This is a genomic window from Thermoactinomyces sp. DSM 45892, from assembly GCF_900107305.1.
In the GTDB taxonomy this organism is placed as follows: domain Bacteria; phylum Bacillota; class Bacilli; order Thermoactinomycetales; family Thermoactinomycetaceae; genus Baia.
In genome coordinates this window covers 16,083-42,036 of the sequence record NZ_FNPL01000020.1, presented here as the reverse complement: position 1 = coordinate 42,036, position 25,954 = coordinate 16,083, and the positions used below count along the sequence as shown (strand labels likewise).

Here is a 25,954-nt window from a genome sequence, read left to right as displayed (position 1 = left end):
CGGTTTGCCCTTCGTTTTCTCCTCTATTACACTAAGAAAAGATGAGGTGGAGATCATGTTAATACAAGCAAAGAATATATACAAATCATTCGGCGAAAACGAAGTCTTACAAGATATTCAACTACAGATTAATCCACAAGAAAAAGTAGGATTAATCGGTGCAAATGGAGCTGGCAAATCAACCTTATTAAAAATCATGATCGGCCAACTCCTCCCCGACCAAGGTGAAATGATCGTTGGAAGAAAAACGCAGATTGGCTATCTAGCACAACAGACGGGCCTTCAGTCCGAGCGGTCTATCTGGGATGAAGTGTTACAAGTATTCACCCCCGTACTGGCTATCGAACAAAAAATTCGCACATTAGAAGCGGAGATAAGCAAAGAAGAAATCTATTCAAATGAAGATCAATACCAACGTTATCTAAGTCAATATGCGAGTTATCAAGAAGAATTTGAGCAAGTTGGCGGTTATTCATACGAAGCAAAAATGCGTGGTGCCCTACATGGACTGGGCTTAGGCCATTTAGATGTTCATCAAACGAAGATTAGTGAAATTAGTGGTGGCCAAAAAACACGGGTTGCTTTGGCAAAAATGCTTTTGGAGGAACCTGATTTATTGATTCTAGACGAGCCAACCAACTACCTCGACCTTCAAGCAACTGAATGGTTGGAGCAGGCCTTAAAAAGTTATCCGGGCGCACTTCTTATCGTCTCCCATGATCGATTTTTCCTAGACCAACTCGTACAAGTAATCTATGAAATCGAAAGGAGTAAAGCGACACGTTACGTCGGAAACTACTCCCAATATGTTGTCCAAAAAGAAGAACGAGCCTTATCCCATGAAAAACTGTATGAACAACAACAAAAAGAGATCAAAAAGCTAGAAGAGTTTGTTCAAAAAAATATTGCTCGGGCGACTACGACAAAGCGGGCACAAAGTCGTAGAAAAACATTAGAGAAGATGGAACGACTAGATACACCCGAGTCTGCCCTCAAGCAGGCATCCATCCGATTTGAAACCTCTGTTACCAGCGGGAAAGAAGTCCTCCTAGCAAAAAACCTCTCCGTTGGATATGAACAGCCACTCATTCAAGATCTCTCTTTTCGTGTCAGTCGAGGAGAGCGCATTGCTTTACTTGGGCCGAATGGGACGGGAAAGTCCACCTTACTAAAAACCATCGCGAGTCAACTGCCCACTCTAACCGGAAATCTTCAGTTTGGTACAAACGTAGAGGTGGACTACTATGATCAAGAGCAAAAACTACTTACCTACGATAAAACTGTATTAGATGAAATATGGGACGATTATCCTACACTGGATCAAACTTTTATCCGTTCCCATCTCGGGCAATTTTTGTTTCATGGAGATGATGTATACAAGCTTGTGAAAGACCTGAGCGGCGGTGAACGGGCTAGACTCTCTCTGGTTAAATTACTGCTTAATCAGGCCAATTTCCTTCTAATGGATGAGCCGACGAACCACCTAGATCTAGCAACCAAAGAGCGCCTCGAAATTGCACTAGAAGAGTATCCTGGAACCATTCTCTTTGTCTCTCATGACCGCTATTTCATCCAACGTCTCTCTAATCGGATTTGGGAACTAACGCCCGACGGAATCACCAGTTATGAAGGCGACTACAATTGGTATTTAGAAAAAAAAGCACTTGAACAATTTGAAGAAACCCTTACATCCAAAAACGAAGAACTAGTGCCAAAGGGAGACGCTTACCAACATCGTAAACAAAGCAAGGAAGAGCAACGGCGCCTGAAACAGCATCAACGTGAATTACAAGAAGTAGAGAAAGAAATCACAGCACTGGAATCAAGAATCGCCGAGATTCAGGCAGAAATGTGCATGGAAGAAGTTTTCTCTGATCCTCAGAGAAGTAGCTCTCTGCAGAAAGAGTTACAATCCTTAGAGGAACAACTCCTTATCAAAACCGATGAATGGGCTGAGTTAGCTGATCAGGCTTAGTTATCCACAAAGTTATCCACAGGTTATTCACTTTATCCACATATATAAAAAACAGCGTACATCCTAGTGAGTACGCTGTTTTTTATGAAATCAAATCTATTCTATTAACGAAAGTCCTGGGTTCGCATTAAGGGTTAAATCTGCAAATTTCCCCTCGTAATATAAATAAGTACCTGCCGCAGCGATCATAGCTGCATTATCTGTGCAAAGCTCAAGCGGCGGGATTCGCAATGTAACCCCTTCCTCCTCTGCTCGCTTCATAAGCCGAACACGTAGCCCACTATTGGCAGAGACTCCACCTGCAAGAAGTAATTGGTTTACCCCCTTCTGCTTTACAGCGCGAAAAGCTTTTTCGACCAGCACATCTAACACAGCCGCCTGAAAACTAGCCGCTAAATCAGTTTGACCAATCGTTTCCCCTTTTCTCTCCGCCTTCTGCATCAATTGCATTACAGATGATTTCAAACCACTAAAGCTAAAGTCCAATGAGTCAGGCTCTAACCATGCACGAGGCAAGTCATAAATAGCCTTCCCTTGTGCTGATAAGCGATCAATTTGCGGTCCCCCTGGATAAGACAAGCCCATAAACCTGGCCACTTTATCAAATGCTTCCCCGGCAGCATCATCGCGTGTTTGCCCTAGCCTCACAAAATGAAGGTGGCTCTCCATGTAGATTAACTCTGTATGTCCACCCGACACTACAAGCGCCACCAATGGAAATTCAAGCGGTGTTACTAGGTGATTAGCGTAAATATGTCCCGCTATATGATGAACCGGTACAAGCGGTAGATTCAGGGCATACGCCAATGCCTTCGCACTCGCAACACCAATTAATAAAGCCCCCACTAACCCTGGGCCTTGTGTTACAGCAATCGCATCTAATCTCTCTTTGGTTACATTTGCTTCGACCAGTGCCTGCTCAATAATAACCGTCATTCTCTCCACATGCCGTCTAGAAGCAACTTCAGGGACAACTCCTCCAAAGCGACGGTGTACATCCATCTGCGAAGAAATCACATTTGATAGGACTTTCGTCCCATTTTTAACCACAGCCACGGACGTTTCATCACAACTTGTCTCAATTCCTAAAACGAGACTATTTTTTTTATGACTCATTTGTATGTCACCCACATTATCAAGGCATCTTCATTATTATCGGAATAGTAATTAGGCCGTAACCCTGTTACCTCAAAATCTAACTTTTTGTATAGTTGCTGAGCAATCAAATTAGAGGCTCGTACTTCTAACGTCATTTTCTCCGCTCCATACAGCGTAGAAAATTCCATCGCATACCGTAGCAACAACTCGCCAAATCCCTTCCCACGATACTTAGAGTGAACACCAATATTTGTAATATGAGCCTCGTCAATAATAACCCACATCCCGCAATATCCTGCCACAGTCCCCTCTACTTCTAGCACGAGATACCGTGCAAAGGGATTCGTCGTCAATTCATCTTGAAAAGCTTGTGCTGTCCATGGATGCGGGAAAGCATCTCGTTCCACTTCCATCACCTGAGGAATATCGTCCACTACCATCAAGCGGAATTGGATCTGGGTCTCCTGCTCAATTGACATCGGTTCCAGTCCCCTGTTTTTGCTTTTTTAACCAATTTGCCTCTGCTTCCGTTACTTGAAGATAGTTAAGCGCAAATTGCTGACTAAGTGGTTCTTCTCCGCGAATCATTCGTTGCAAGCTCATTTCACCTAATTCAGAAGCACGAGGTAGATTTTCGGCTGGACTCCCAAAATAAGCATTCTCACCTAGAGCTTCTTCAATCACATCCCGAAATTTACTTACATCATCACCTAAGAACAAGATCGGCTCTTTCCATCGACTACATTGTTCGAGTAGGTCTGTTATCTCTAATACCTGTTGGCCGAGCACTTCGCTAACCCCCGAAGCATTCGGACGATACACTCCTGTATAAACACGATTTCGACGTGCATCCAGCAAAGGAACCACCAAGCCCGGAAATCGTTTTCCGTTCATCGCTAGTACCGTTAAACTGGATTCTGCATAGAGCGGGAGATCGTGAGTCCATGCCAATGTTTTCGCTGTCGTTACACCAATCCGAATCCCCGTATAAGACCCCGGCCCCGATGTAACACTAATAGCCGTAACTTCTCGCAGCTCAATGGAGAGGTCTTTCAATAGTCCGGCTATCGTCGGCATCAGGCGCTCCGAATGAGTTTTATGTAGATTGTTCGTTACCTCTCCCAATACTTTTCCTTCTTCTACTACCGCGACACCAAGAACTAAAGTAGAGGTATCGATTGCTAACATTTTCAATCCCATAACACATCCTTTGCCAAACACTTTGCTCGTTCACTATTAATCGGAAACGAAATACTCCTTGTCCCATCTTCTTGCACCTCAAATGAAAACGTAATTGTATCATCTGGCAAAATTTCTTGAATAATCGATGCCCACTCAATGACACAAACTCCATCCCCATAGAAATATTCTTCCAGACCTAGATCACTTTCCACACCATCTAAGCGATACACATCCATATGATAAAGAGGCAAACGCCCTTGATACTCTTTTATCACGGTAAACGTAGGACTATCCACATACCGCTCTATTTCTAGACCCTTCGCTAATCCCTGACAAAAAGTCGTTTTTCCTGCTCCAAGTCCACCTTCTAAGGCAAAAACATCCCCTTCTTGCACATGGGAAGCAATCCTCCTTGCAAGAAGCCTCGTCTCTTCTCCAGAGGTAGTATGCCAAATTTGCTTTTTCATTTCTCTCACCTACTCATCTATCTGAACTCATTATCCTAGACCTACGTTCGAAACGCAAACATCATGTTCCAAACAAATAAAAAAGCTCGTAGCATAAGCCACGAACTTCTGAGTTGGAGCGGGTGAAGGGAATCGAACCCTCGCAATCAGCTTGGAAGGCTGATGTTCTACCATTGAACTACACCCGCATATTAAGATGGTCTGTAGATGGTGCGGTCGGCGAGACTCGAACTCGCACGTCCATAGGACACTACCCCCTCAAGATAGCGTGTCTGCCAATTCCACCACGACCGCGTACTCACTTCATTTAATTGTAAAAGTATATGGTGCGGGTGGAGGGACTTGAACCCCCACGCCGTGAAGCGCCAGAACCTAAATCTGGTGCGTCTGCCAATTCCGCCACACCCGCATATACGAAACTTATGGTGAGCCATGAAGGGCTCGAACCTTCGACCCTCTGATTAAAAGTCAGATGCTCTACCAACTGAGCTAATGGCTCTCACTAAGATGTCTAAACTAAAATGGCTGGGAAGGAAGGGATCGAACCTTCGCATGACGGAGTCAAAGTCCGTTGCCTTACCGCTTGGCTACTTCCCATTAGAAAACATGGGGCGATCGGAGGGAATTGAACCCTCGAATGCCGGAGCCACAATCCGGTGCGTTAGCCACTTCGCCACGACCGCCATAAAGTAAAGGGTAAATATGGCGGAGCTGACGGGATTCGAACCCGCGATCTCCTGCGTGACAGGCAGGCATGTTAGGCCTCTACACCACAGCTCCGCGTTAAAAATGTAATACTGGTGGACGCTGACGGGATCGAACCGCCGACCCCCTGCTTGTAAGGCAGGTGCTCTCCCAGCTGAGCTAAGCGTCCAAAAATGGTGACCCGTAGGGGATTCGAACCCCTGCATGCCAGCGTGAAAGGCTGGTGTGTTGAACCGCTTCACCAACGGGCCAAAAAATGTCTGGCGGAGAGAGAGGGATTCGAACCCTCGCGACGCGTAATTACGTCCTAAAGCATTAGCAATGCTTCCTCTTCGGCCTCTTGAGTATCTCCCCGAATTGGCTCCTCAAGTAGGACTCGAACCTACAACCTACCGATTAACAGTCGGGCGCTCTACCATTGAGCTATTGAGGAATATTATAACCCATACCATTCGTTACTCATAGCAACTTATACTATTTTATCATGTAACTCTCGTTCACGCAATACTTTTTTTAAAAAGTACTTGTCTAACAAGATGTTTTGTGTGCTTCGTTTTAGCGACCTCTATAATTTAGCACGATCATATATCTGTAGTCAAGCACTTAATTTCAATTTTCTTTTTGTCTAATTTCAACCTATAAAATCCTCTCAAAATAAGCATTCTGAGCCACCTGTATGGAGTCTCGGATTTTTTTATAGCATGGCACTATCTTCTTTGTTAAGATAGGAACAAAAACCAACTTACCTAGTATCTCTCTTACTAAACAGGAGGAATCTCCATGAAGCCATTGCAGGCAGGAGCGTACCAATTCTCTCTTCCGTACCTTTCTACTCCTTCTTACACAAAAATGCATACGGCAAACCACCCTGTTTCTACTGTGGATATCGAACTCCATATCGGACACCAGGATGATCTACTGGCCGGAAAAGAAGCAACGATTATTGTGTTTTCATCTCATGCTGACCCGAACCACATCGCGCCTATGTTTTCTATGGTCCGGAACTTATGGCTCACCAAGCTTCATTGGAAGATCCCTACTGATAAGATTCGATTAATCGAAGTCCATACGAAATCGCATGATCAAAATGATTGGCATGAACTAGAGATGAATTGGGACTATACAGCACATCGCTATTATGATCCCGTATGGAAGTCTATTCAGGAAACAGCATGGTACTATCAACAGTATCAAGAAAAGATAAATTCATATGCTTGGGATGCTTATCAAACCTTTTCTAATATGGGGGAACACCGCCCCATCCTGTTATCACAATTATGGGAACAATGGTTACATAAATCAAGTGCTCCATTCTGGCTGTTAAAGGTATTGCGCTCCGTAGACATCTACATTCGAACTGAAAAAATCCCACTTCCCGTAACCGAAGTGGTGCTAACCTCTCTGAAACATTTAACAGGTATGTGTGTAAGAGATCGTAATCAAAATTATATACCTGAGGTAACCACTCTTTTAATCACCGAAATTCACAAACTCCCTACTGTTATCGCACCAGAAGATTACCAGCAAGTGCACTCTATCACCTCTATAGCACCATAAAAAACCCCTTCGCAATGCAATTTGCGAAGGGGTTTGATTTTCGCAAAACGATCGATTAATCGTCGCTTCCGAAAATATTAAGCAAATGCCAGAAAATCATGACGAAATCCATGTACAACATTAATGCACCAAAAATCGCAATTTTGGTTGCACCTTCTTCACCAAATTGTGATGAATAAGCACCCATTTCTTTGATCTTTTGCATATCATATGCCGTTAGACCACAGAAAAGCAGAACCGCGACATACGAGATAATGAGACCCATAGCGCCACTCTTGATAAAGAAAGCATTTGCTAAAGTAGCAATAATAACCCCGATCAACAACATGAACAATAGAGAACCTAGTTTAGTCAGGTCTTTTTTCGTTACAGCACCAAAAATGGCAAAGACTCCAAACATAGCTGCTGCAATTCCAAATGCTGATGCGATCGTGCCCACTTCAAATCTTGACATGAAAGCCGCGATGGTTAAACCATTAAGCGCTGCATAGAGGAAAAAGCAAAAGGATGCAGTTGTAGCTGACATTTTTCCAAGACGTTTAGACAAAAAGATAACCGTAATAATCTCAGCCGCAATCACTGTGTAAAAAATAATAGGTGTGCGGAGCATCGTAATGGCTTCATTATTTTGCAGTAATACACCTGCGATAATGGCAGTCATCAATAAACCAGCAAACATCCATCCAAAAACAGCTGGCATCATACGTTGTGTAAATCGTTGCGAACTGGCTACATTATTTGAGAAACCTTGATTCACAGAGTAATCCTCCCTACAATCATTTAGATTTAGTATATTCTTAGATTTTTTCTAGATCAATAGTTTTGTACCAAAATTTACTTATTTGGTACAATCTCTACATTCCCTAGTTGTTCCATCACTTGGATGAGTGCATGTGAGCCGTCTGGATTCCCGCCGTGCGCTTGTAGCGAGCGAAGGAGTTGTTGTACCAGAGCTGTACCCATCAGTGGAAGTTGCATCTGCTCTGCTTCTTGTAGGACAATCCGCAGATCCTTTTGGATAAACTCTACCGAAAATCCTGGTTCCAAGTCTCCTTGGATGATACGAGGAGCATAATTTGCTAAAGCCCAAGAACCTCCTGCCCCTTGTGTTGTAACCTCAATCATTTTCTCAACATCTACCCCTGCTTTTTTGGCATAACTAAGCGCCTCTACCACAGCAAGCAAATTGAGACCACATAAGATTTGGTTACAAGCCTTTACAGTTTGTCCTGCACCAACCTCTCCGCAATGAACAATCCGTTGCCCCATCGCTTCCAAAACGGGTCTCACTTTTTCAAGAACCTTCGCGTCTCCGCCCACCATAATAGAGAGAGTCCCATTTTGAGCTCCAATATCTCCACCGCTTACGGGTGCATCTAAGTAATCGATCCCGAGTTCCTTAGCCTGAGATGCTAATTTGCGCTCTGCTTCAGCGGCAATCGTACTCATATCGATTACTACTACCCCATGCCCTGCACCTTGAAACACACCTTGTTCACCGGTTAATACTTCCTTTACATCTGGTGTATCTCCGACCACTGTGATAACCACATCGCTTTGCTCCGCCACTTGCCTAGGGGAATCAGCAAGCTTCGCACCCCATGCGGTTGCTTCTTCCATCTTCGAGCGTGTTCGATTCCAAACCGTAATCGGGAAGCCAGCTTGAACAATATTACGTGCCATCGCACGCCCCATGATTCCAAGACCTACAAAACCTACTCGCAACTTACTCATATGACATCCCCCTATGATTTATGCAATTAGTTTAGATAGACATGCTCGTACACTCTTTTTAACAGACAACCACAGATCTTGATCCGTTACCAGACGTGCACGAAATTGCCGGTACATCTCTGCCTGCTTGATGGCAAACGTAGGATCTTCTTTTTCAGGGAGACTGGAGCGAAGATGGGTTATAATCGTTTGAACCTCGTCCGCTCTCGGACCCCAGACCGCTTTCTCATTACCTTTTTGATCGATCCAGATAAAAATCGGAATGGCCCGAGCGGTTCCATTTGTTAGATACTGGTCCATCAACTCTAAATTCTCATCTCGATTGAGAAGGCTGATCGGGGACTGACATGCTCTAGCAATATGCTCTACGATGGGAACATTAAGCATAGCATCCCCACACCAATCAGCCGTCAAACCAATCACACGTAGCTTTTGGTCCGCTAACTTCGAAAAAAAGTCCTTTTCTTCACTAGTCAATGAAAATCCTTGATATACAGTAAGAAGCCCTTCTTTATTCGCTTTCATGGATGCCACATATTCCTCGAAAGAGCTCCCTTTTTCAAACCAAGATTGTAATGACATATGATCTACCTCTTTTTCTTTTTAGCATACAACTATGATCGAAGAATAAACTTATTTTATCAATTCCTGCACACTTGAGTCTCTCTTGACATAGGTATAAGCACCAAGATTTTTCCCAAGGGAGGATGAACCTGTGCCAAAATGGCTAACGAAACAGCTTATGAATGCATATCGACAACGCGACCGCAAACAAGTTCTCTATTTGAATAAATGCTGGTTTAGCTACATGAAGAAGGAACAAGATAAAAGCCCTTCCTCACGCACACAACTGGGCCGCGATTCATAGAAACGCCTGCCCAGTTGGTTTCCTTCGTATTTAGCCCACCTGTTTCGGTAAGGCTGATTCCACCATCGTAAGACCTACCCGCTGGCGATCCCGATCAATCTGTAACACCCATACATCCACTATATCTCCTACCGTCACAACATCCATTGGATTCCGCACAAAGCGCTCACTTAGTTTCGAAACATGGACAAGCCCATCGTTTTTCAAGCCAATATCAATGAATGCTCCAAAATCCACCACATTGCGAACCGTTCCTTGCAATTTCATCCCGATTTGAAGATCTTCTACTTTCAGTACGTCAGAGCGAAGTAGAGGTGTAGGCATCTCATCACGAGGATCTCGCCCCGGTCGCATAAGAGCTTCTAAGATATCCTGAAGCGTTGGCACCCCGCAGTCTAGTTCTCCTGCCATCGTCTCTACATCAACTGCACTTAGCCTCTGCTTGACATCATCTGAGCCAATCTCCATAGGATCTATTTGTAATTTCGATAGCAAGGATTCCGTAATGTGATAGGACTCCGGATGAATCGGTGTCTTATCAAGAGGGTTTTTGCCATCTGTCACGCGCAAAAAGCCAATACATTGTTCGTATGTTTTCGCACCTAATCGTGGAACAGACTGTAAATCCCGTCTAGAAGAAAAGCGACCTAATTCCTCACGCTTTTTAACAATATTCTTCGCTACCGCTCCACTCACACCCGATACATATTGAAGGAGGGAGGCAGAAGCAGTATTCACGTTTACTCCCACATAGTTTACAGCTGATTCAACTACATGCGTCAGGCTTTCCGTGAGCTGTTTTTGCGATACATCATGCTGGTATTGGCCCACCCCTACCGATTTTGGATCAATTTTCACCAATTCGGCCAGTGGATCTTGAACACGGCGGGCAATGGAAACAGCTGAACGACGAGCAGCATCTAGATCTGGAAATTCATCTTTCGCAATTTTGGACGCTGAATAAACACTAGCACCCGCCTCATTCACAATTAAGTAGTACAATTTTTGCTTTACTTCCTTCAGCACGTCTACGATAAATTGTTCTGTCTCTCGAGAAGCCGTGCCATTTCCGATCGCAACCATATTAATATGGTATTTCTTAATTAAAGCTAAAATAACTTTCTTCGATCCCTCTAGATCATGATGAGGAGCAGTTGGATAGATCACATCTATATGTAACACTCTCCCTGTCTCATCAATAACGGCGAGCTTACAACCCGTTCGAAAAGCTGGATCCACTCCCAGTACGATCTTCCCCGCGATTGGTGGCTGGAGCAACAAATGACGTAAATTCTCGGAAAAAATGTGGATTGCTTGTTCTTCCGCTTGTTCGGTCATTCTCGCATGAGCTTCACGTTCAATCGAAGGAGCAATCAAGCGCTTGTAAGAATCTTGAACAACTGCCTCTAGATAGGAATGGACAGGGATCCGAAACCAATTTCGTAGATGAGCAAAAACCTGCTCCTCTTCTACCGAGATTTTTACTTTTAAAAATTCTTCCCTCTCACCTCGGTTCACAGCCAAAATACGATGAGAAGGCATACTGCGTATTGGCTCTGTATAGTCATAATACATCTCATAGACGGAGCGAGCTTCTGGGTCCTTCCCTTTAGAAGTTAGCACCCCGTGATTCCAAGTGTACTCCCGAACCCACTTGCGAATCTCAGCATCCTCAGAAAGCTCTTCTGCTAAGATATCCATCGCCCCTTGAATCGCTTCCTCAGCCGACTCAACGCCTTGCTCTGAGTTTACGAATGCCACTGCCTCTTGCTCGATTTTATGTAGATCCCTAGTCGATGACAAAATCCGTGTTAGCGGCTCTAAGCCACGTTCCCGTGCCACCGATGCACGTGTTTTACGTTTGGGCCGGTAGGGTAAATATAGATCCTCTAACTCTTGCAACTTGGTAACTGCCCCAATCTTCTTCTGTAATTCTTCGGTTAACTTTCCTTGTTCTTCTATCGTCCGTAAAATCTCTTCACGTCGTTGATTCATCTGGGTTAGATAGCGAAAACGCTCCTCTACAGCACGAATTAACTCTTCATCTAAACTACCTGTCATCTCTTTACGATAACGCGCAATAAACGGAACCGTGTTCCCCTCTTCTAGTAACCCGATCGTTACCTTTACTTGATGAGACTCGATCTCTAGCTCTGTCGCGATTTGCTTCCACATTTGAACTTGCTCCAAACTATACACCACACTTTCTTCTGCTATCAAAAAATAAGAATATAGATATTCTAACACATAAGAAAAACACACAGAATATTCCACGCAAATAGAATACTGTGTGTTTTACACTTTACATTACTTCGGACGGCTCCATACGGATGGCTTGACGTAATTTCGTAAGAGCCCGGCGTTGCAATCGAGAAACATGCATTTGAGAAATTCCAAGCTTGTCCCCAACCTGCTTCTGACTCAAGTTTTCAAAGAAAGTGAGTTGCAAAATTTCCTTTTCTCGCTCATTTAAAACGTGGAATGCCTTTTGTAACAACATCTTCTGGTCAATCTGATCATAACCTTGGTCTTTAGTACCGACTAGGTCAAGCAATGTTACTTGGCTACCATCTGAACTCGCTTCAATCGGACTGTCGACAGAAACCGCCTGATAACTACGTCCCATTTCCATTGTTTCGAGCACTTCTTCTGGAGTAACATCCAAATAATCCGCAATCTCCGACACTTGCGGAGAACGCTGGAATTTTGTCGTCAGCTCTTCGACAGCTCGCTTAATTCGTGGACCTAATTCCTTGATTCGGCGAGGAACGTGAACACTCCAAGTCTTATCACGAATATGCCTCTTAATTTCCCCCACAATGGTAGGAACAGCAAATCCTTCAAAACTACGCCCAAAGTCAGGATCAAACCGTTTTAAGGCTGCAAGCAGACCAATCATCCCTACTTGTGCTAAGTCCTCAAATGGCTCCATCCCTCTAGAAAATTTATATGCCAATGTGTCAACTAAACTTTTATAGTGCCCTACTAAACGTTCCTGTGCTTCAGAATCCCCATTCTGCTGATATTGCTCAATTAAATGTTTTATCGTTTCGTCATCGAGTGGGGTAGGACGCGGGCGACTCGACATGAGAACCCACCTCATTTTTTCGAATGTATTTGGTCATACGTACGATTACGCCATCATCACCATCAATGTCAACATGGTCCATCAGACTCCGCATTAGGTATAGTCCAAGTCCGCGTTCACGTACTAAACTCATTGATACCTCAAATTGAATAGGACCTGTGCGAGATTCCACTTCACTGGCATCGAAACTATGACCTTGATCTACTACTTCAATTTCTAATCGATTTTCAAAAATATTACAGGATAGTCCAATCTCACCGTTTTCACCAGAGTAGGCATGTTCGACAGAGTTGGTGCAAGCCTCCGACACAGCGAGTTTTAGATCTTCAATATCGTCATAAGAAAAACCCATCCGATTCGCTATTCCTGAAACAGCCAATCGGGCAATTGCCACGTAATCTGGCTTCGCTGGAATCGTCAAGTTTACCAAATCTAACGGCTGCTCCCTCATGATTTCCCATCCTCCTGGTTATCTGGTCCAAATTCCATAATTTCTTGAAGTCCAGTAATACGAAACAGGCGCGTGAGCCTTGAATTCATCCCAGAGATGATTAATTTCCCACCTGTGGATTTTTGCGCCTTGTATGCGCCGATTAGCACGCCTAAACCCGTACTGTCAATGTAATCGACTCCAGCAAGATCAAGATGAATACTGCTACCGCCTTGACAAAGAGTCAGTAGTTTTTCACGTAATTGAGGAGCTGTGTACACATCTACCTCTCCCAATACCGTTAAATCAATTGTATGTTCTCGTTCACTATGCTCACGGATTGTTATATTCAATAGACTCACCCTCCAAACCATGCTTTGAATTTACAATTTGTCTTTGCCCACTCGTTTGATGACTATAATCGTCTGATCATCTAACATTTGATAACCTGAAAGCTCATAAATGCGTTTATATACTTTCTCCGCAATCTCTTGGGCAGGTAGATGGAGATATTTTTTAGCTAGCTCACAGAAATCAGAGCGCTCAATAAATTCTCCATCAAAGCGAGTTTCCGTCACTCCGTCAGTCAACAGGATAATGACATCCCCTTCAGCCAAATGTAACTGAAACTCAGGATACTCCACATGTGAAGTAACTCCTAGAACGAGTCCTTGGGTATCCATATCCTCAAATCGATCTGTACCTGCCCGATAGATGAAACCTGGTTCATGGCCTGCGGTAGCGTATCGGAATGAATGATTTAAAGAATCGTATACCCCATATACCATGGTGATAAACATGTTAGGCAAAATATTTCTTTCTACTACTGTATTTAATTCTTGTAAAATCTCAGATGGTTCCGGCTGGTGATAGTCCATATCATCCATCGAGTACTTAATCATCGACATACAAAGTGCCGCAGGAATTCCTTTGCCAATGATATCCGCAATCGCGATCCCGAGCACTCCATCACCATACTGAACAAAGTTATAGTAATCTCCGCTCATTGTTTTAGAAGCATAGCTAGCAACTCCTAAATCGACGCCTTTAAGAGGGGGTGGCGACTCAGGTAATAGCGTTCTTTGGAGATGTACAGCTACTTCAATTTCATCTTCTAATTCTTGGTGACGGGTGGCAATATTCTTATCGACTCGATATTGAACACCGTAACCAACCATCACTTCTAATAGCAGGTCAAAAGATGTCTTTACATCTGAATGCAAATCTGGGATTAACTTCTTAAGCGTTTCAATGTAGTGGTTGAGCACCTCATCCGGCGGGATCTTTTGATCCATAATCCACTTATTTAGTTGTTGAACCCCATAAAGATTTTCTTCTTTTGGATCATGTAAATACGAAGCAAGGAGCCGTTCGAAATCTGTTTGTAATTTTTCTCTCATAAATTTATCCCCTTGGATCTGATCTCCTCATCGAAAATGTATCATTTATAGTATCATACACCAGAAATAGGCATAAAAAAAGAGAACGTGCAAGATCCATGCCGTTCTCATGCCATCATCCCAAAGGGAAATCAGCCTAATCTATCAAAAGTTAGAAATCAATAACTCCTAAACTAATTTGTAGAGCCTCATTTACTCGATACATCATCTCATCATCTAGATGAGTAATCTTATCAGTAAGTCGCTGTTTATCAATCGTCCGTATCTGCTCAAGCAAAATGACGGAATCCCGATCAAATCCATACACCTTTGCATCAATTTCTACATGGGTAGGCAGTTTGGCCTTTTGGATTTGTGCAGTAATCGCGGCGACAATCACAGTGGGGCTAAATCGGTTACCGATATCGTTTTGTATGACCAAAACAGGACGAACCCCTCCCTGTTCAGATCCGACCACAGGGGAAAGATCAGCAAAATAGACATCGCCACGTTTTACTATCAAACCGACTACACCCCACTAACTAATCGATCCAAAGTATCCTCAGCCTCTTCTTCTGCTTCAAAGGCTTCATGCGAGATGTTTAAATTAATCCGCGCCATCTCCATGTATCCCCTTTGCATCATCTCCCGAATTAGTCGCTTTTTCCGCTCTTGAAGATATAACTTCATCGCTTGCCGAATAAACTCACTGCGATTGGAGTTATCTCGTTCGACCATTCCATCTACTTCTTGTAGAAGATTTTTGGGTAGGCTGATCATAATTCTCTTGGTACTAGACAACTTGCGCACCCCCAACCAATCATCACCGTTAGCGATCTCCCTATCAATACTATCATTATGTTGATTCTATTGCAAAATTATACTTTCTCTAAATACGCATGTAAATCGTATATGAAAGTACGCCCTGACACACAGAGTAATTTATTCGCTTCATCCAACAAAATTCCTGCCGCTTATAGAAGGTTTATGCTTAAAAAAGTACCATAAACACCTCTTTTTTGAAACATACTGGTAATTATTGCATAAGACCGTTCACTACTTCAATCACTTTCCCTTGGTACGTATAGATACGCGGGATTCTCCTCTGGAGCATGCAAGTCACTTCATAGTTAATCGTACCTAACCATTTCGCTACTTCATCCACACGAATTTCCTCCCCACCTTGCATCCCGTATACCACAGCTTCATCTCCAACTTGTACCGGCATTGCCTCATCTACACGCACGACTAATTGGTCCATACAAACGGTCCCTACTACAGGCACGCGAACTCCATTTAGCAATACAAATCCTTTGTTCGAAAGAGAACGCGAGTAGCCATCCGCATAACCAATCGGTAATGTAGCTAGCCACTCATCTCCCTGTGTGGTATAAGTCTTTCCATAACTGATACCGTGATCGGCTGAGACTTTCTTTAGATGGGATACTTTGGTGACAAGGCGTAGAGCAGGGATTAAATTTAAATCAGAATGACTTACTTCGTCAGATGGATACATTCCATACAATCCTACGCCCACACGAACCATTTGATGATGCTGAGTTTTTTCTACCATCGTTGCTGCACTATTAGAAGAATGATAGATCGGAATCTCAAAACCAGCTTCTTTCACAACTTCTCTCATTTGCTCAAAGCCTTTAATTTGCTTGTCGAAATAACTACGTTCTTTTTCGTCAGCTGTTGAAAAATGGGTATAAAGCCCTTCCACATAAATAGCTGAATACTGTGCCGCTTGGTGCAGAAAGGGGATAACCTCCGATGGCTGAATCCCTAATCTCCCCATCCCTGTATCTAGCTTAATATGAATCGTTGCTTTTTTGTTCTGTCTCTTTGCCTCTTCTTGGACTTGTTCGAGCAGGTAGCTCGAGTAGACTGTAATGGCTAAATCATACTGAACGGCCGCTTGGATAGCATGAGGTGGTGTGTATCCCAAAACCAAAATGGGTATCGTAATTCCAGCTTTCCGCAACTGGATTCCTTCATCTACAAAAGCAACCCCGAGCCGGTCCACACCTGCCTCTGTTGCTGCTTTCGCAATCGGCACCATTCCATGACCGTATGCATTCGCTTTTACTGTTACTAATAGAATTACCTGATCTCCAATCCAGCGCCGATACTCTCGAATGTTATGATGTATCGCATCTAGATTGACTTCAATATAAGTGTCACGATAAAAAGGCTGTATCGATCTTGTTTCTATGTTGTTCATGAAGTCTCACTTCCAGCGATTTGTTATGTTGCCATTATACCAAATCACACGAAAGCTGTCCGATCACCCGTATGGGAGAAAATTATTTCTGACTTTGCCCTGTAAGGGAGGTAGCTATTTCAATCATCTCTGATGTATCCATACTTGAAACCATCTCATATTCGACTTGTTTCTCAGAATCTACCCAGATTAGGCTTTTTTGATTAGAGAATTCTAATAGCATACCTAGAGATCCCTGCACTTGTACGGGCTTTCCATAAGATGCTTTCTCCAGTTGGTCTGGCATCGCCTTTCGTTGCGAGAGCGTAAAAGGCTTTGATCCATGGAACCTCTGCACCACTATAGATCCTTTGGCACCTTGGATGGTTTGTTCATCTGTTAATCTCGTTCCTTGCGGAATCGTTCCCGGTGTGATGACACTCAATTCAGAATGTAGACGACCTAAAGTCTCCTTCGATGGTACAGGTGCATGAGTTAAATTCCGCTCCGAATCAAAAACACCTTTATCAAACTTTGTATCGTACTCAAATCGATCGAAAACCATCTTTACAACAGGCTGATCTTTATCATCATACACTTCTACTTTTTCTGGTTTATAATCCGAAGTAAGCCAAATCTTCTGCTTTACCCACGTTTTGTTCATATACTTGGTTGTGGCCACTTCAAATTGATATCCCTTTTTGTCAGCATCCACCTTCCTCGACTGATCCTCCACTATACTGGATAAGATGGTTTGATAAAGATATATTTGTCCACTGGTAGCAGGCCAGTCACTTTGAAAACGATAACTCTTCTTTAAATGAGGTGTTAAGACGTATACACCTTTGTCGTTTTTGAGCAAGACCTGTGTAACATCGCTTGTCTCATTTTTCAATTGAACCCGGTAGAGATTAGGACGTTTATACCAAACCTCCACATCCACTTCTTGACTCTTTTTTCCCGCTTGTAGAGTTAATTTCCCGTGCCCCGTATAGGAATCAATCTCTTCGGGCTGCTTCCGAAGATCCGAGACGACATCTTCCGAAGACTTTTCACAAGCCGACAAAAAAACGGACAGTATTAGAACGAACACGAGAAACCATGATTTTTGACGCATATCCCATTCCCCCTCCGATTTCCCGGGAAATATGTCGGTTAGTCTGGTACTATTTCCTGACAAAATCCGCAGGCAGCTCGTCATCTTTGTCCTAACCGCACTATCATTATATGAGCCACTCAACATGGTTATTCATCATTTAATCTACTTCAATGACGGCCGTTGCTACTGCATATCGCTGACTATGGGAAATAGAGAGATGAATTCTAACATTTTGGTCCCCAAAAAAAGATTTCATTACTGGTTCGGCTAGTTGTACCTTCGGTGCGCCTAGTTTATCCTTTACGATCGAGATGTCATGAAAGCTTAGTTGGGATCCGATCCCCGTTCCTAACGCTTTCGAAATAGCTTCCTTCGCTGCAAAACGACCTGCTATGTATTCAGTTGTTCGTTTTGAAACGGAGGACAAGTGGGTTTGTTCTTCTTCATTTAAGATACGTTTTGCAAATCGTTCTAAGTTAATCAGAGCTATTCTCTCGATCTCTACAATGTCCGTTCCGATTCCAAAAACCATGTTGGCTCTCCCCTTTTTGGCTATTATCTACTAGATTGCATGGGTTTATCAATGTTGAGTCAAGTAAATGAGAATCACTTTTTTCTCGATTTAAGTATTGCATTTATTTGAGAATCGTAGTACATTCTTCTCGTTCGATTTTTTTATATAAGCTCTTGTAAATATGTTCTAAACCAACCATTTTACTTTTTCTCTTTTTTAATCCCAACCATACGGTCTATGTCGTTCCCGTTTTCTAAGGTCTAGCTAGTGTTTCAGCGTCACTTATAGTCTTTAAAAACGGTCAAGAGTCAGAGAGGATTGATGAATACAATCCTCTCTGACTCTTTGTTTTATATATGAAGATACACCATTTTTCAGAAAAACAAGATGTAACATTCTCTTTACATATTCCCATATCTTAGTCAACAGTACTTTTTTACGATATTGAAGAAGTTGTAAAAAGAGGAGGATTTAGCTTGAAAATAATAAAAGGTATCGCCCTTGCTTCTATTCTAGCTATCGCAACAACAACTTATATTGAACTCATACCTGGTGCTGAAGCAAAGAAACAAGAGAAGGACGAAATTCGAAATGTAATCGTATTAATCGGTGATGGTATGGGGCCTTCCTATATGACCGCCTATCGTTATTTCAAAGATGATCCTAAAACAAAGGTGAAAGAGCCTACTGCCTTTGACCCACATTTCGTCGGTATGCAAACCACATATTCAGAAGATCCTCATGAGAATATTACGGATTCTGCATCCGCTGCAACTGCTATGTCAGCGGGAGTAAAGACATACAACAATGCAGTAGCCGTAGATAACGATCATTCGGAAGTGAAAACAGTATTAGAAGAAGCCAAAGCGAAAGGGAAATCGACTGGACTGGTAACCACTTCAGAGATTACACACGCAACACCCGCTGCCTTCGGGGCTCATGATATCCACCGAAAAAATATGGATGCGATCGCAGATGACTACTACAACGAGCTCATTGACGGAAAACATAAAGTAGATGTACTACTAGGTGGAGGCCATACCAACTTTGTGCGTAAGGATCAAAACTTAGTAGAAAAGTTTAAAAAAGATGGCTACGGATATGTAACCAATCGAGACGAACTGAGGAGGGATCATAGTAAACAAGTACTTGGTTTATTTGCTCCTGAGGGAATGGACAGAATGATTGATCGAAAGGCAAATACTCCTTCCCTCCAAGAGATGACGAAATCTGCTATTGAGCGTCTCAACCAAAACAAAAAAGGCTTTTTCCTTATGGTAGAGGGAAGTCAAATTGACTGGGCCGGTCATGATAACGATATCGTAGGCGCGATGAGTGAAATGCAGGATTTCGAAAAAGCATTTCAAGCGGCAATTGATTTTGCAAAAAAAGACAGGCACACCCTAGTCATTACAACAGCAGACCATTCTACTGGTGGACTTTCTGTAGGGGCTAACAGCGAATACAACTTCCACCCTGAAATCCTTCGTGCTGCAAAAAAAACACCTTACTTTATGGCTACACAAATCGTATCGGGTAAGTCGGTAGAAGAAACATTGAACACTTACATCGATCTTGATCTAACATCTGAGGAAATCCAATCTGTTAAAAAAGCTGCTATGAATAAAAAACGTTTAGATATCCATCAAGCGATTAAAAAAATCTTTAATGCCCGCTCCTACACAGGTTGGACAACAGATGGACATACGGGTGAAGAGGTTCCCGTATATGCTTACGGCCCGGGCAAGGAACGGTTTGCAGGTCTAAACGATAATACAAATCTGGCAGATGAGATTTTTTCCATTCTAGGTGGGCAAAAAGGGAAGAAATAATGTAAGGAAAAAAGAAAACAATCCCCGTCATCATGCTGATAGGGATTGTTTTTTACTACTTTCGATGCATCTTAAATTCCAAGAACAACTCATTATAGTGGGATAACATCTTCTTCCCAAGATTTTTGTATACCTCTAGCTTCTTTGTCAACTCTGGGGGAGGATAGAAGCGCACATCTTGTGAAATCTCTTCAGGAAGTAGCTTTAAGGCTTCCGCATTCGGGGTCGAATAACCGACGTACTCTGCATTCTTCGCTGCATTCTCCGGATCAAGCATGAAATTAATAAACTTGTGAGCACCCTCTACGTTTTTAGCTGTTTTAGGAATCACCATATTATCGAACCAGAGATTAGAGCCTTCTTCCGGTACCACATAGTCAAGATTCTCATTCTCTCCCATGATCTCTGAAGCATCTCCAGACCAAACAACCCCAAGTGACGCTTCTTCATTCACCAGCAACATCTTAATCTCATCCCCTACGATGGCTTTAATGTTAGGAGTAAGTCGATCTAACTTTGCCTTCGCCGCTTGAAGATGTGTTTCATTGGTATCATTTAATGAATGATGAAGGCTGTTTAACGAAAACCCCATCACTTCCCTTGCCCCGTCAGCTAATAGAATCTGATTCTTAAAGTCTGGATTCCATAAGTCATCCCAACTCTTAATTTCTCTTCCCCCTAACTTCTCCTTATTATAGATAATCCCAACCGTTCCCCAGAAGTAAGGAATCGAGTATTGATTTTGAGGGTCAAAAGGAAGATTCATAAAACGGGGTTCGATATACTTCAAATTAGGAACCTTCTCCTGATCAATCGGCAACAGTAACTTTTCCTCTTTCATCTTAGACATCGCATATTCAGAAGGTACCGCCACGTCAAACGTAGTGCCGCCTTGTTCGATCTTCGTCATCATCGCTTCATTTGAGTCAAATGTTTGATAAATCACCTTTATGCCCGTTTCTTCTTCAAATTTTTCCAGAAGCTCTTCGTCAATATAGTCTCCCCAGTTATAAACCGTTAGCGTATTCTTCCCACCGTAACCCTCAGCTTGATTAAGATAGTAGGTTAGATACATAAGACCGAAAGATATCAAAAATATAACAGAGAAAGCACGTGTTAATCTCTTCATTTCCCAACCCCCATTCCTGCACCACGTTGGTTACGTTTCGCGATGAAATAATACCCGATCACCATCACCATCGTCGCAAAGAAAATAAGGGTAGATAATGCATTAATAGAGAGGGAAATCCCTTGTCGTGCCCTCGAATAGATCTCAACGGACAGGGTTGAGAAGCCATTTCCTGTCACAAAAAAGGTAACCGCAAAATCATCTAACGAATAGGTTAACGCCATGAAAAATCCAGCAAAAATCCCCGGAGTAATAAACGGCAAGATTACTTTGCTTAATATATCCCAACGACTCGCTCCTAAATCCCGAGCTGCATCAATCAATGTGGGGCTCATTTCATTTAACTTTGGCAGCACCATTAGCACCACAATCGGAACACTAAAGGCAATATGAGAAAGCAAAACCGATACAAAGCCTAATTTCACTCCCACAATGGTAAAAAGAAGTAAGAATGACGCTCCAATTACCACATCCGAGCTAACAATTAATACGTTATTCAAGGTAAGGAGTGAATTTTGTGTCCGTAAATTCCGCACATAAAAGATCGCTAAAGCACCACAAACTCCTAGTATCGTCGAAAGCGCCGCTGATAACAACGCAATGACGAGCGTATTAAGGACAATGATAAAAAGCCTTGTGTCTTGCAATACTTCCTTATAATGTTTCAAAGTAAAGCCTTCAAAGTTGTACATCTTATCTCCGCTACTAAAGGAGTACACCATTAGATAGAAAATCGGAGCATAGAGAATGACAAACACAATAGCTAAGTATAATGTAGGGCCTAGTCCATTCTTTTTCTTCATATTTGCCATCTCACTTCCGTTTTCTCGTCAGCATCATAATAAACGCCATTGCCATAATCAGGAACACCGCAATCGTCGCTCCCATTCCCCAATCTTGAGTGACAAGGAAATGTTGCTCAATGGCTGTTCCCAGCGTTATAACCCGGTTTCCAGCAACCAAACGAGTAATCATAAACAACGAGAGCGCAGGAATAAAGACAGCTTGGCATCCCGACTTCACTCCGTCCAGGGTTAGCGGGAAGATGACACGACGAAAAGTAGTCCACTGAGAAGCGCCCAAATCATTTGCCGCATCCAGAAGACTATGATTCATCTCTTCCAAAGCATTGTAAATTGGCAAAATCATAAACGGAATAAAAATATAAACCGAAACAAATAAAAAGCTAAAATCCGTAAATAAAATCTGTTGGGTCCCAATTCCTATGCTTTCTAACAACTTATTAGTAGGGCCATATGTCCCAAAAATCCCTAAAAAAGCGTATGCCTTCAACAATAAATTGATCCATGAAGGCAGGATAATGAGAAGGAGCCATAGTTGTTTATGTTTGGTCTTCGTTAGCCAATAAGCCGTAGGGTAAGCAATTAGTAACGAAATAACTGTAATGAGTAGCGCATACCAAAAGGAACTTAACGTCATTTTCAAATAGACGGGGGTAAAGAATTTTTGATAATTCCCAAGCGTAAACTGTCCATCTACATTAAAGAATGAGTAATATACAATCAGCAAAATAGGAGCAACTACAAACAGTAGGATCCATGTGAGGTAGGGAATAAGATATAGGTTTCTTGTTCTAATCTGCATGGCTTGCCTCACTATACGCTTCGAGACGCTTATCAAACTCTTCCTCTGTCTCACCCAGTCGCATCACATGAATCGCTTCTGGATCAAAGTATAATCCGATCTCTTCCCCCACATTCGCCTTTTTCGTACTATGAACCAACCACTCATTCCCGTCTTGATCATAACCACAAATTTCATAATGAACCCCTCGAAACAGCTGTGAATCCACTTTCATTCGAAGCTTCCCTTGATCAGGTGAAGTAATTTCTAAATCTTCCGGGCGAATCACAATCTCCACTTGCTCATTCCGATTAAATCCACCATCCACACAATCAAAGTTTTTTCCAGCACATTGGACGAGGTAATCTTCTTTCATCACGCCCGGCACAATATTTGATTCACCTATAAAATCAGCAACGAAGCGGTTAATCGGCTCATCATAAATATCCGTAGGTGTTCCACTTTGCTCTATATTTCCTTCGTTTAGCACGAAAATCTCATCCGACATCGCAAGCGCCTCTTCTTGATCATGCGTTACAAAAACAAACGTAATCCCTAAGCGTCGTTGTAACTCCCTAAGTTCGTATTGCATCTCTGTACGTAATTTCAAATCTAACGCAGAAAGTGGTTCATCCAGCAGAATCACCTCTGGCTCATTTACAATGGCACGTGCAATCGCCACACGTTGTCTCTGTCCGCCAGACATCTCTTTAATCTCACGATTTTCATATCCAACCAAATTCACAAATCGCAGGGCTTCTAGCACTTTGCGATTGATCTCATCAGAATTACAACCCTTAATTCGCAAACCAAACGCCACATTTTCAAATACATTTAGATGGGGAAACAATGCATAGTCTTGAAATACCGTATTTACTTGCCTTTTATTTGCAGGTACATCATTTATCACTTTCCCATGAAAGTAAATCTTACCTTTAGTTGGTTCTGTAAACCCTGCAATCAAACGTAAAATAGTAGTCTTTCCACAGCCAGAAGGTCCAAGAAGAGTGTAAAACCTCCCCCGTTCAATGGAAAAACTGACATCATTTAATACAGCAGGATCTTGATCATATTGCTTCGTAACATTTTCAAAACGAATTATTGTCTGATCAGCCATTGTGACCTCCCCAAATATGTTGCCATTTATAAATAAGATTCTGTAGCAACCAAAATAACTTCCGACTCACCTTGATGATGATTCATAATCTGATGCTTATCCGATGCAGTGTAGTATATTGCCTCCCCCTCTTTGGCAATATACTGCCGCTTGCCAACTTGGATCATAATCTGACCACGCATCACAAAGGCAAACGTCTCCGCTAAAGAAGGCTCAAATTCTTTAAACTCTCCCATCTCTTCTAGACGGAGTAGGATTGGCTCCATTTCCTTCTCGTTCGACTCTGGGACCAGCCACTGAATTTGATAACCACGATCCTCATCCATAAAGCTCGTCCAATCATCAGATGTATAAACGACTTTCTGTTCTTGTCCATCCTCATCAAAAAACTCTTTTGGCGCACAGCCTAAAACCTCCAAGATCGCAAAAAGGGTTTCGATCGAAGGCGAGCTTAAATCACGTTCTAACTGAGAGATATAGCCCTTAGACAAGTCCGTCCGCTCTCCCAACTCCTCCTGAGTCAGCCCCTTTTTCAATCTTAGATTTTTGATTTTCTTACCGATTTGCATGGTATAACCTTCAATCACGTTTATTATAAGTAAACAAGAAGTACAACAAGTTCATTATTACGCAACACAAAGTTTAGTGTAACAGTTACTTGTAGTATTATCTAGTACGAATTAGTCTATTTTAGTTTGGTAAATCAAGGGGTTATCGTACCTGCTGTTCGATCTAGTTCTATCTATTTATAAGTAGTATGTGGTCAAAATGTGGTCAAATAAGGGTAAAACGTGTGGTCAAGTGGCATGTTAGCTAAAAAATGTGGTCAAGAAATAAAATGTTCAACAAATGCGGTCAAGAAAACAGCATTTATCCCTTATATAGTAAAAGCATCTACACAAGGAAGACCAAGTTTTATAAAGAAAGAAGTAGTTTCCTTTTCTCCTAGTAAATCTGCCTTTTCTAGGAAGTACGCTATTTCACCTGAGTTACTTCTGACAACTTTTCCTGCTTTTGGTGATAGCTTTTCTAGAACTCCATCTAGGTATTTTCCTCCATTACGAAATGCATATGCAATTATTTGTGCTTTCGATCCGTCAAGCTTTAAGTTGTACTGAGCAATTTCAACAAGTTTATTCTGTTGGACATTAGAAGCTTTAGATTCCGATGCTAGGGTGTGTCTGAAAACTTCTAATGTGTTATCTTATTCAGTAAGATGACATGCGAAGGAGATTTGCCAGAGCGTTATGGGTACAAATTTCATTGTTTTGTTTCTCATAGATGTTATCTCCCCCAACTCCAGCACAAGAGGGCAGTTGGATACCTGCCCTCATCGGTTTACATGCTCTATATGAATATATTTATCTTATATTATATAACAAAATTGAAGTTTTTTAACTATTTAATAATGAATAATAAGATTGTGTATCTTTTAAATTGCAGTCACTTCTTATCACCTATTCGTGAAAATGGGTAGTATCATGTCAAAAGAGATTTAAAGTATATGCTACCTTCTCGATTGCCTCTTTCTTAACCCGATAATAGCCCCGCTTGCTCCAACCGATCCGATCACACACAACTTCATCATTCATTCGTATACGAGACTGAACTGGACACCCTTTAAAGTTTTAAAGGCTGTGGCTGACGATGAAATTATACCGGAGAAGCATGTAAACATCGATAGCAAATTTAATTCAATATGAATATGTATAATAAGGATATTTACCCATGGTGCTAGTTGAAAATTTTCTGTTTCCACTTCGAACCATCCCTAATTCTTGGAGTCTCTGTCTCCATTTTTCACTTACGTAACCTTTGTCTGCAAGGACGTACGGGTGCGGGGCTTGTTCGACCAATTCTGTCCACGACGGTCACGTCGTGGACAGATGCCGCGGAAATGATATAACTAACTTGCATGCAACATTCCCCCTGATGATAGGGTGACGCTTTCACTATGAAGGAATTGTTGCACAAGAGCTATTTGTTTATC

At 42.3% G+C, this 25,954-nt stretch carries 27 protein-coding genes and 11 tRNA genes; 5 read left to right on the top strand and 33 right to left on the bottom strand.

The window, feature by feature from the left end; all coding sequences use genetic code 11:
- Positions 1 to 55 precede the first annotated feature (55 nt).
- On the top strand, positions 56 to 1,975 hold the full coding sequence (locus tag BLU58_RS14700; RefSeq protein WP_255404738.1) for an ABC-F family ATP-binding cassette domain-containing protein: 1,920 nt from the start codon (positions 56 to 58) through the stop codon (positions 1,973 to 1,975).
- Between the two features lie 96 nt (positions 1,976 to 2,071).
- On the opposite strand, the gene tsaD is transcribed toward BLU58_RS14700, so the two are convergent.
- The 15 genes from tsaD to BLU58_RS14625 form a co-directional block, all read right to left on the bottom strand.
- On the bottom strand, positions 2,072 to 3,091 hold the full coding sequence (gene tsaD / locus BLU58_RS14695; protein ID WP_093293308.1) for a tRNA (adenosine(37)-N6)-threonylcarbamoyltransferase complex transferase subunit TsaD: 1,020 nt from the start codon (positions 3,089 to 3,091) through the stop codon (positions 2,072 to 2,074).
- Positions 3,088 to 3,552, bottom strand: coding sequence for a ribosomal protein S18-alanine N-acetyltransferase (gene rimI / locus BLU58_RS14690; protein WP_093293306.1), 465 nt, complete (start codon positions 3,550 to 3,552; stop codon positions 3,088 to 3,090). Before rimI ends, tsaD begins: the two co-directional genes overlap by 4 nt.
- On the bottom strand, positions 3,542 to 4,261 hold the full coding sequence (tsaB, locus tag BLU58_RS14685; protein ID WP_255404741.1) for a tRNA (adenosine(37)-N6)-threonylcarbamoyltransferase complex dimerization subunit type 1 TsaB: 720 nt from the start codon (positions 4,259 to 4,261) through the stop codon (positions 3,542 to 3,544). Before tsaB ends, rimI begins: the two co-directional genes overlap by 11 nt.
- Before the next feature lie 2 nt (positions 4,262 to 4,263).
- A complete protein-coding gene (gene tsaE / locus BLU58_RS14680; protein ID WP_093293302.1) occupies positions 4,264 to 4,722 on the bottom strand; it encodes a tRNA (adenosine(37)-N6)-threonylcarbamoyltransferase complex ATPase subunit type 1 TsaE in 459 nt (152 codons plus the stop codon).
- A 114-nt stretch (positions 4,723 to 4,836) separates the two neighbouring features.
- Positions 4,837 to 4,910: transfer RNA gene (locus BLU58_RS14675), tRNA-Gly, on the bottom strand.
- Between the two features lie 20 nt (positions 4,911 to 4,930).
- Positions 4,931 to 5,016, bottom strand: a tRNA-Leu gene (locus BLU58_RS14670).
- Between the two features lie 30 nt (positions 5,017 to 5,046).
- A tRNA-Leu gene (locus BLU58_RS14665) sits at positions 5,047 to 5,131 on the bottom strand.
- Between the two features lie 14 nt (positions 5,132 to 5,145).
- Positions 5,146 to 5,221 (bottom strand) — tRNA-Lys (locus BLU58_RS14660).
- A gap of 23 nt (positions 5,222 to 5,244) precedes the next feature.
- Positions 5,245 to 5,319, bottom strand: a tRNA-Gln gene (locus tag BLU58_RS14655).
- A 10-nt stretch (positions 5,320 to 5,329) separates the two neighbouring features.
- Positions 5,330 to 5,405, bottom strand: a tRNA-His gene (locus tag BLU58_RS14650).
- Positions 5,406 to 5,425: 20 nt separating this feature from the next.
- Positions 5,426 to 5,502 (bottom strand) — tRNA-Asp (locus BLU58_RS14645).
- An 18-nt stretch (positions 5,503 to 5,520) separates the two neighbouring features.
- Positions 5,521 to 5,596 (bottom strand) — tRNA-Val (locus BLU58_RS14640).
- A gap of 5 nt (positions 5,597 to 5,601) precedes the next feature.
- Positions 5,602 to 5,678 (bottom strand) — tRNA-Glu (locus BLU58_RS14635).
- A 10-nt stretch (positions 5,679 to 5,688) separates the two neighbouring features.
- A tRNA-Ser gene (locus BLU58_RS14630) sits at positions 5,689 to 5,781 on the bottom strand.
- Between the two features lie 4 nt (positions 5,782 to 5,785).
- Positions 5,786 to 5,860: transfer RNA gene (locus BLU58_RS14625), tRNA-Asn, on the bottom strand.
- Between the two features lie 347 nt (positions 5,861 to 6,207).
- On the opposite strand from BLU58_RS14625, the gene BLU58_RS14620 reads away from it, so the two are divergent.
- A complete protein-coding gene (locus BLU58_RS14620; RefSeq protein ID WP_093293300.1) occupies positions 6,208 to 6,984 on the top strand; it encodes a hypothetical protein in 777 nt (258 codons plus the stop codon).
- Positions 6,985 to 7,039: 55 nt separating this feature from the next.
- On the opposite strand, the gene BLU58_RS14615 is transcribed toward BLU58_RS14620, so the two are convergent.
- The 3 genes from BLU58_RS14615 to BLU58_RS14605 all read right to left on the bottom strand — a co-directional run bounded on the left by BLU58_RS14615 (position 7,040) and on the right by BLU58_RS14605 (position 9,300).
- Entirely contained in the window at positions 7,040 to 7,741 is a 702-nt protein-coding gene (locus BLU58_RS14615) for a Bax inhibitor-1/YccA family protein (protein WP_093293298.1), read from the bottom strand.
- A gap of 77 nt (positions 7,742 to 7,818) precedes the next feature.
- Positions 7,819 to 8,718, bottom strand: coding sequence for an NAD(P)-dependent oxidoreductase (locus BLU58_RS14610; RefSeq protein WP_176786702.1), 900 nt, complete (start codon positions 8,716 to 8,718; stop codon positions 7,819 to 7,821).
- An 18-nt stretch (positions 8,719 to 8,736) separates the two neighbouring features.
- Entirely contained in the window at positions 8,737 to 9,300 is a 564-nt protein-coding gene (locus BLU58_RS14605) for a thioredoxin family protein (RefSeq protein ID WP_093293296.1), read from the bottom strand.
- A gap of 133 nt (positions 9,301 to 9,433) precedes the next feature.
- Between BLU58_RS14605 and cmpA the strand changes: the two genes are divergently transcribed.
- Positions 9,434 to 9,586 carry a cortex morphogenetic protein CmpA gene (cmpA, locus tag BLU58_RS14600; protein ID WP_094030672.1) on the top strand — a complete coding sequence of 51 codons (153 nt, stop codon included), beginning with the start codon at positions 9,434 to 9,436 and terminating at the stop codon, positions 9,584 to 9,586.
- A gap of 30 nt (positions 9,587 to 9,616) precedes the next feature.
- On the opposite strand, the gene BLU58_RS14595 is transcribed toward cmpA, so the two are convergent.
- From BLU58_RS14595 to acpS, 10 genes are all read right to left on the bottom strand, one after another.
- A complete protein-coding gene (locus BLU58_RS14595; protein ID WP_093293338.1) occupies positions 9,617 to 11,776 on the bottom strand; it encodes a Tex family protein in 2,160 nt (719 codons plus the stop codon).
- Positions 11,777 to 11,888: 112 nt separating this feature from the next.
- A complete protein-coding gene (gene sigB / locus BLU58_RS14590; protein ID WP_093293294.1) occupies positions 11,889 to 12,674 on the bottom strand; it encodes an RNA polymerase sigma factor SigB in 786 nt (261 codons plus the stop codon).
- Positions 12,640 to 13,125, bottom strand: coding sequence for an anti-sigma B factor RsbW (gene rsbW, locus BLU58_RS14585; RefSeq protein ID WP_072336024.1), 486 nt, complete (start codon positions 13,123 to 13,125; stop codon positions 12,640 to 12,642). The genes sigB and rsbW overlap by 35 nt, the downstream gene beginning before the upstream one ends.
- Entirely contained in the window at positions 13,122 to 13,457 is a 336-nt protein-coding gene (locus BLU58_RS14580; protein ID WP_255404736.1) for an STAS domain-containing protein, read from the bottom strand. Before BLU58_RS14580 ends, rsbW begins: the two co-directional genes overlap by 4 nt.
- 30 nt (positions 13,458 to 13,487) lie before the next feature.
- Positions 13,488 to 14,504 carry a SpoIIE family protein phosphatase gene (locus BLU58_RS14575; protein ID WP_093293290.1) on the bottom strand — a complete coding sequence of 339 codons (1,017 nt, stop codon included), beginning with the start codon at positions 14,502 to 14,504 and terminating at the stop codon, positions 13,488 to 13,490.
- Positions 14,505 to 14,655: 151 nt separating this feature from the next.
- A complete protein-coding gene (locus tag BLU58_RS14570; protein ID WP_072336098.1) occupies positions 14,656 to 15,006 on the bottom strand; it encodes a type II toxin-antitoxin system PemK/MazF family toxin in 351 nt (116 codons plus the stop codon).
- A 5-nt stretch (positions 15,007 to 15,011) separates the two neighbouring features.
- Positions 15,012 to 15,263, bottom strand: a complete 252-nt coding sequence (locus BLU58_RS14565; protein WP_072336101.1) for a CopG family ribbon-helix-helix protein — start codon at positions 15,261 to 15,263, stop codon at positions 15,012 to 15,014.
- Positions 15,264 to 15,519: 256 nt separating this feature from the next.
- Positions 15,520 to 16,710: an alanine racemase gene (alr, locus tag BLU58_RS14560; protein ID WP_093293289.1), complete on the bottom strand. Its 1,191-nt coding sequence runs from the start codon at positions 16,708 to 16,710 to the stop codon at positions 15,520 to 15,522.
- A gap of 82 nt (positions 16,711 to 16,792) precedes the next feature.
- Positions 16,793 to 17,806 (bottom strand): LolA family protein, encoded by a 1,014-nt coding sequence (locus BLU58_RS14555; RefSeq protein ID WP_093293287.1) that lies wholly within the window; start codon positions 17,804 to 17,806, stop codon positions 16,793 to 16,795.
- A 139-nt stretch (positions 17,807 to 17,945) separates the two neighbouring features.
- Positions 17,946 to 18,320, bottom strand: coding sequence for a holo-ACP synthase (acpS, locus tag BLU58_RS14550; protein WP_093293285.1), 375 nt, complete (start codon positions 18,318 to 18,320; stop codon positions 17,946 to 17,948).
- A gap of 458 nt (positions 18,321 to 18,778) precedes the next feature.
- Here acpS and BLU58_RS14545 point away from each other — a divergent pair, with 458 nt between their 5' ends.
- Positions 18,779 to 20,134, top strand: coding sequence for an alkaline phosphatase (locus tag BLU58_RS14545; protein ID WP_143123804.1), 1,356 nt, complete (start codon positions 18,779 to 18,781; stop codon positions 20,132 to 20,134).
- Between the two features lie 55 nt (positions 20,135 to 20,189).
- Here BLU58_RS14545 and BLU58_RS14540 read toward each other — a convergent pair whose 3' ends face one another.
- From BLU58_RS14540 to BLU58_RS14520, 5 genes are read right to left on the bottom strand one after another with little or no spacing between them, the layout of a single operon-like run.
- Positions 20,190 to 21,263, bottom strand: coding sequence for an ABC transporter substrate-binding protein (locus tag BLU58_RS14540; protein WP_093293281.1), 1,074 nt, complete (start codon positions 21,261 to 21,263; stop codon positions 20,190 to 20,192).
- Positions 21,260 to 22,066 (bottom strand): ABC transporter permease, encoded by an 807-nt coding sequence (locus BLU58_RS14535; protein ID WP_093293336.1) that lies wholly within the window; start codon positions 22,064 to 22,066, stop codon positions 21,260 to 21,262. The genes BLU58_RS14540 and BLU58_RS14535 overlap by 4 nt, the downstream gene beginning before the upstream one ends.
- Before the next feature lie 10 nt (positions 22,067 to 22,076).
- Positions 22,077 to 22,868, bottom strand: a complete 792-nt coding sequence (locus BLU58_RS14530; RefSeq protein WP_093293279.1) for an ABC transporter permease — start codon at positions 22,866 to 22,868, stop codon at positions 22,077 to 22,079.
- Positions 22,858 to 23,964, bottom strand: coding sequence for an ABC transporter ATP-binding protein (locus BLU58_RS14525; protein ID WP_093293278.1), 1,107 nt, complete (start codon positions 23,962 to 23,964; stop codon positions 22,858 to 22,860). Before BLU58_RS14525 ends, BLU58_RS14530 begins: the two co-directional genes overlap by 11 nt.
- Positions 23,965 to 23,990: 26 nt before the next feature.
- Positions 23,991 to 24,533, bottom strand: a complete 543-nt coding sequence (locus BLU58_RS14520) for a helix-turn-helix domain-containing protein (RefSeq protein WP_093293276.1) — start codon at positions 24,531 to 24,533, stop codon at positions 23,991 to 23,993.
- 237 nt (positions 24,534 to 24,770) lie between these two features.
- Between BLU58_RS14520 and BLU58_RS14515 the strand changes: the two genes are divergently transcribed.
- The gene (locus BLU58_RS14515; RefSeq protein ID WP_093293274.1) at positions 24,771 to 25,082 is read left to right on the top strand and encodes a hypothetical protein; all 312 of its coding nucleotides are present in this window, start codon (positions 24,771 to 24,773) and stop codon (positions 25,080 to 25,082) included.
- Positions 25,083 to 25,954: the final 872 nt, after the last annotated feature.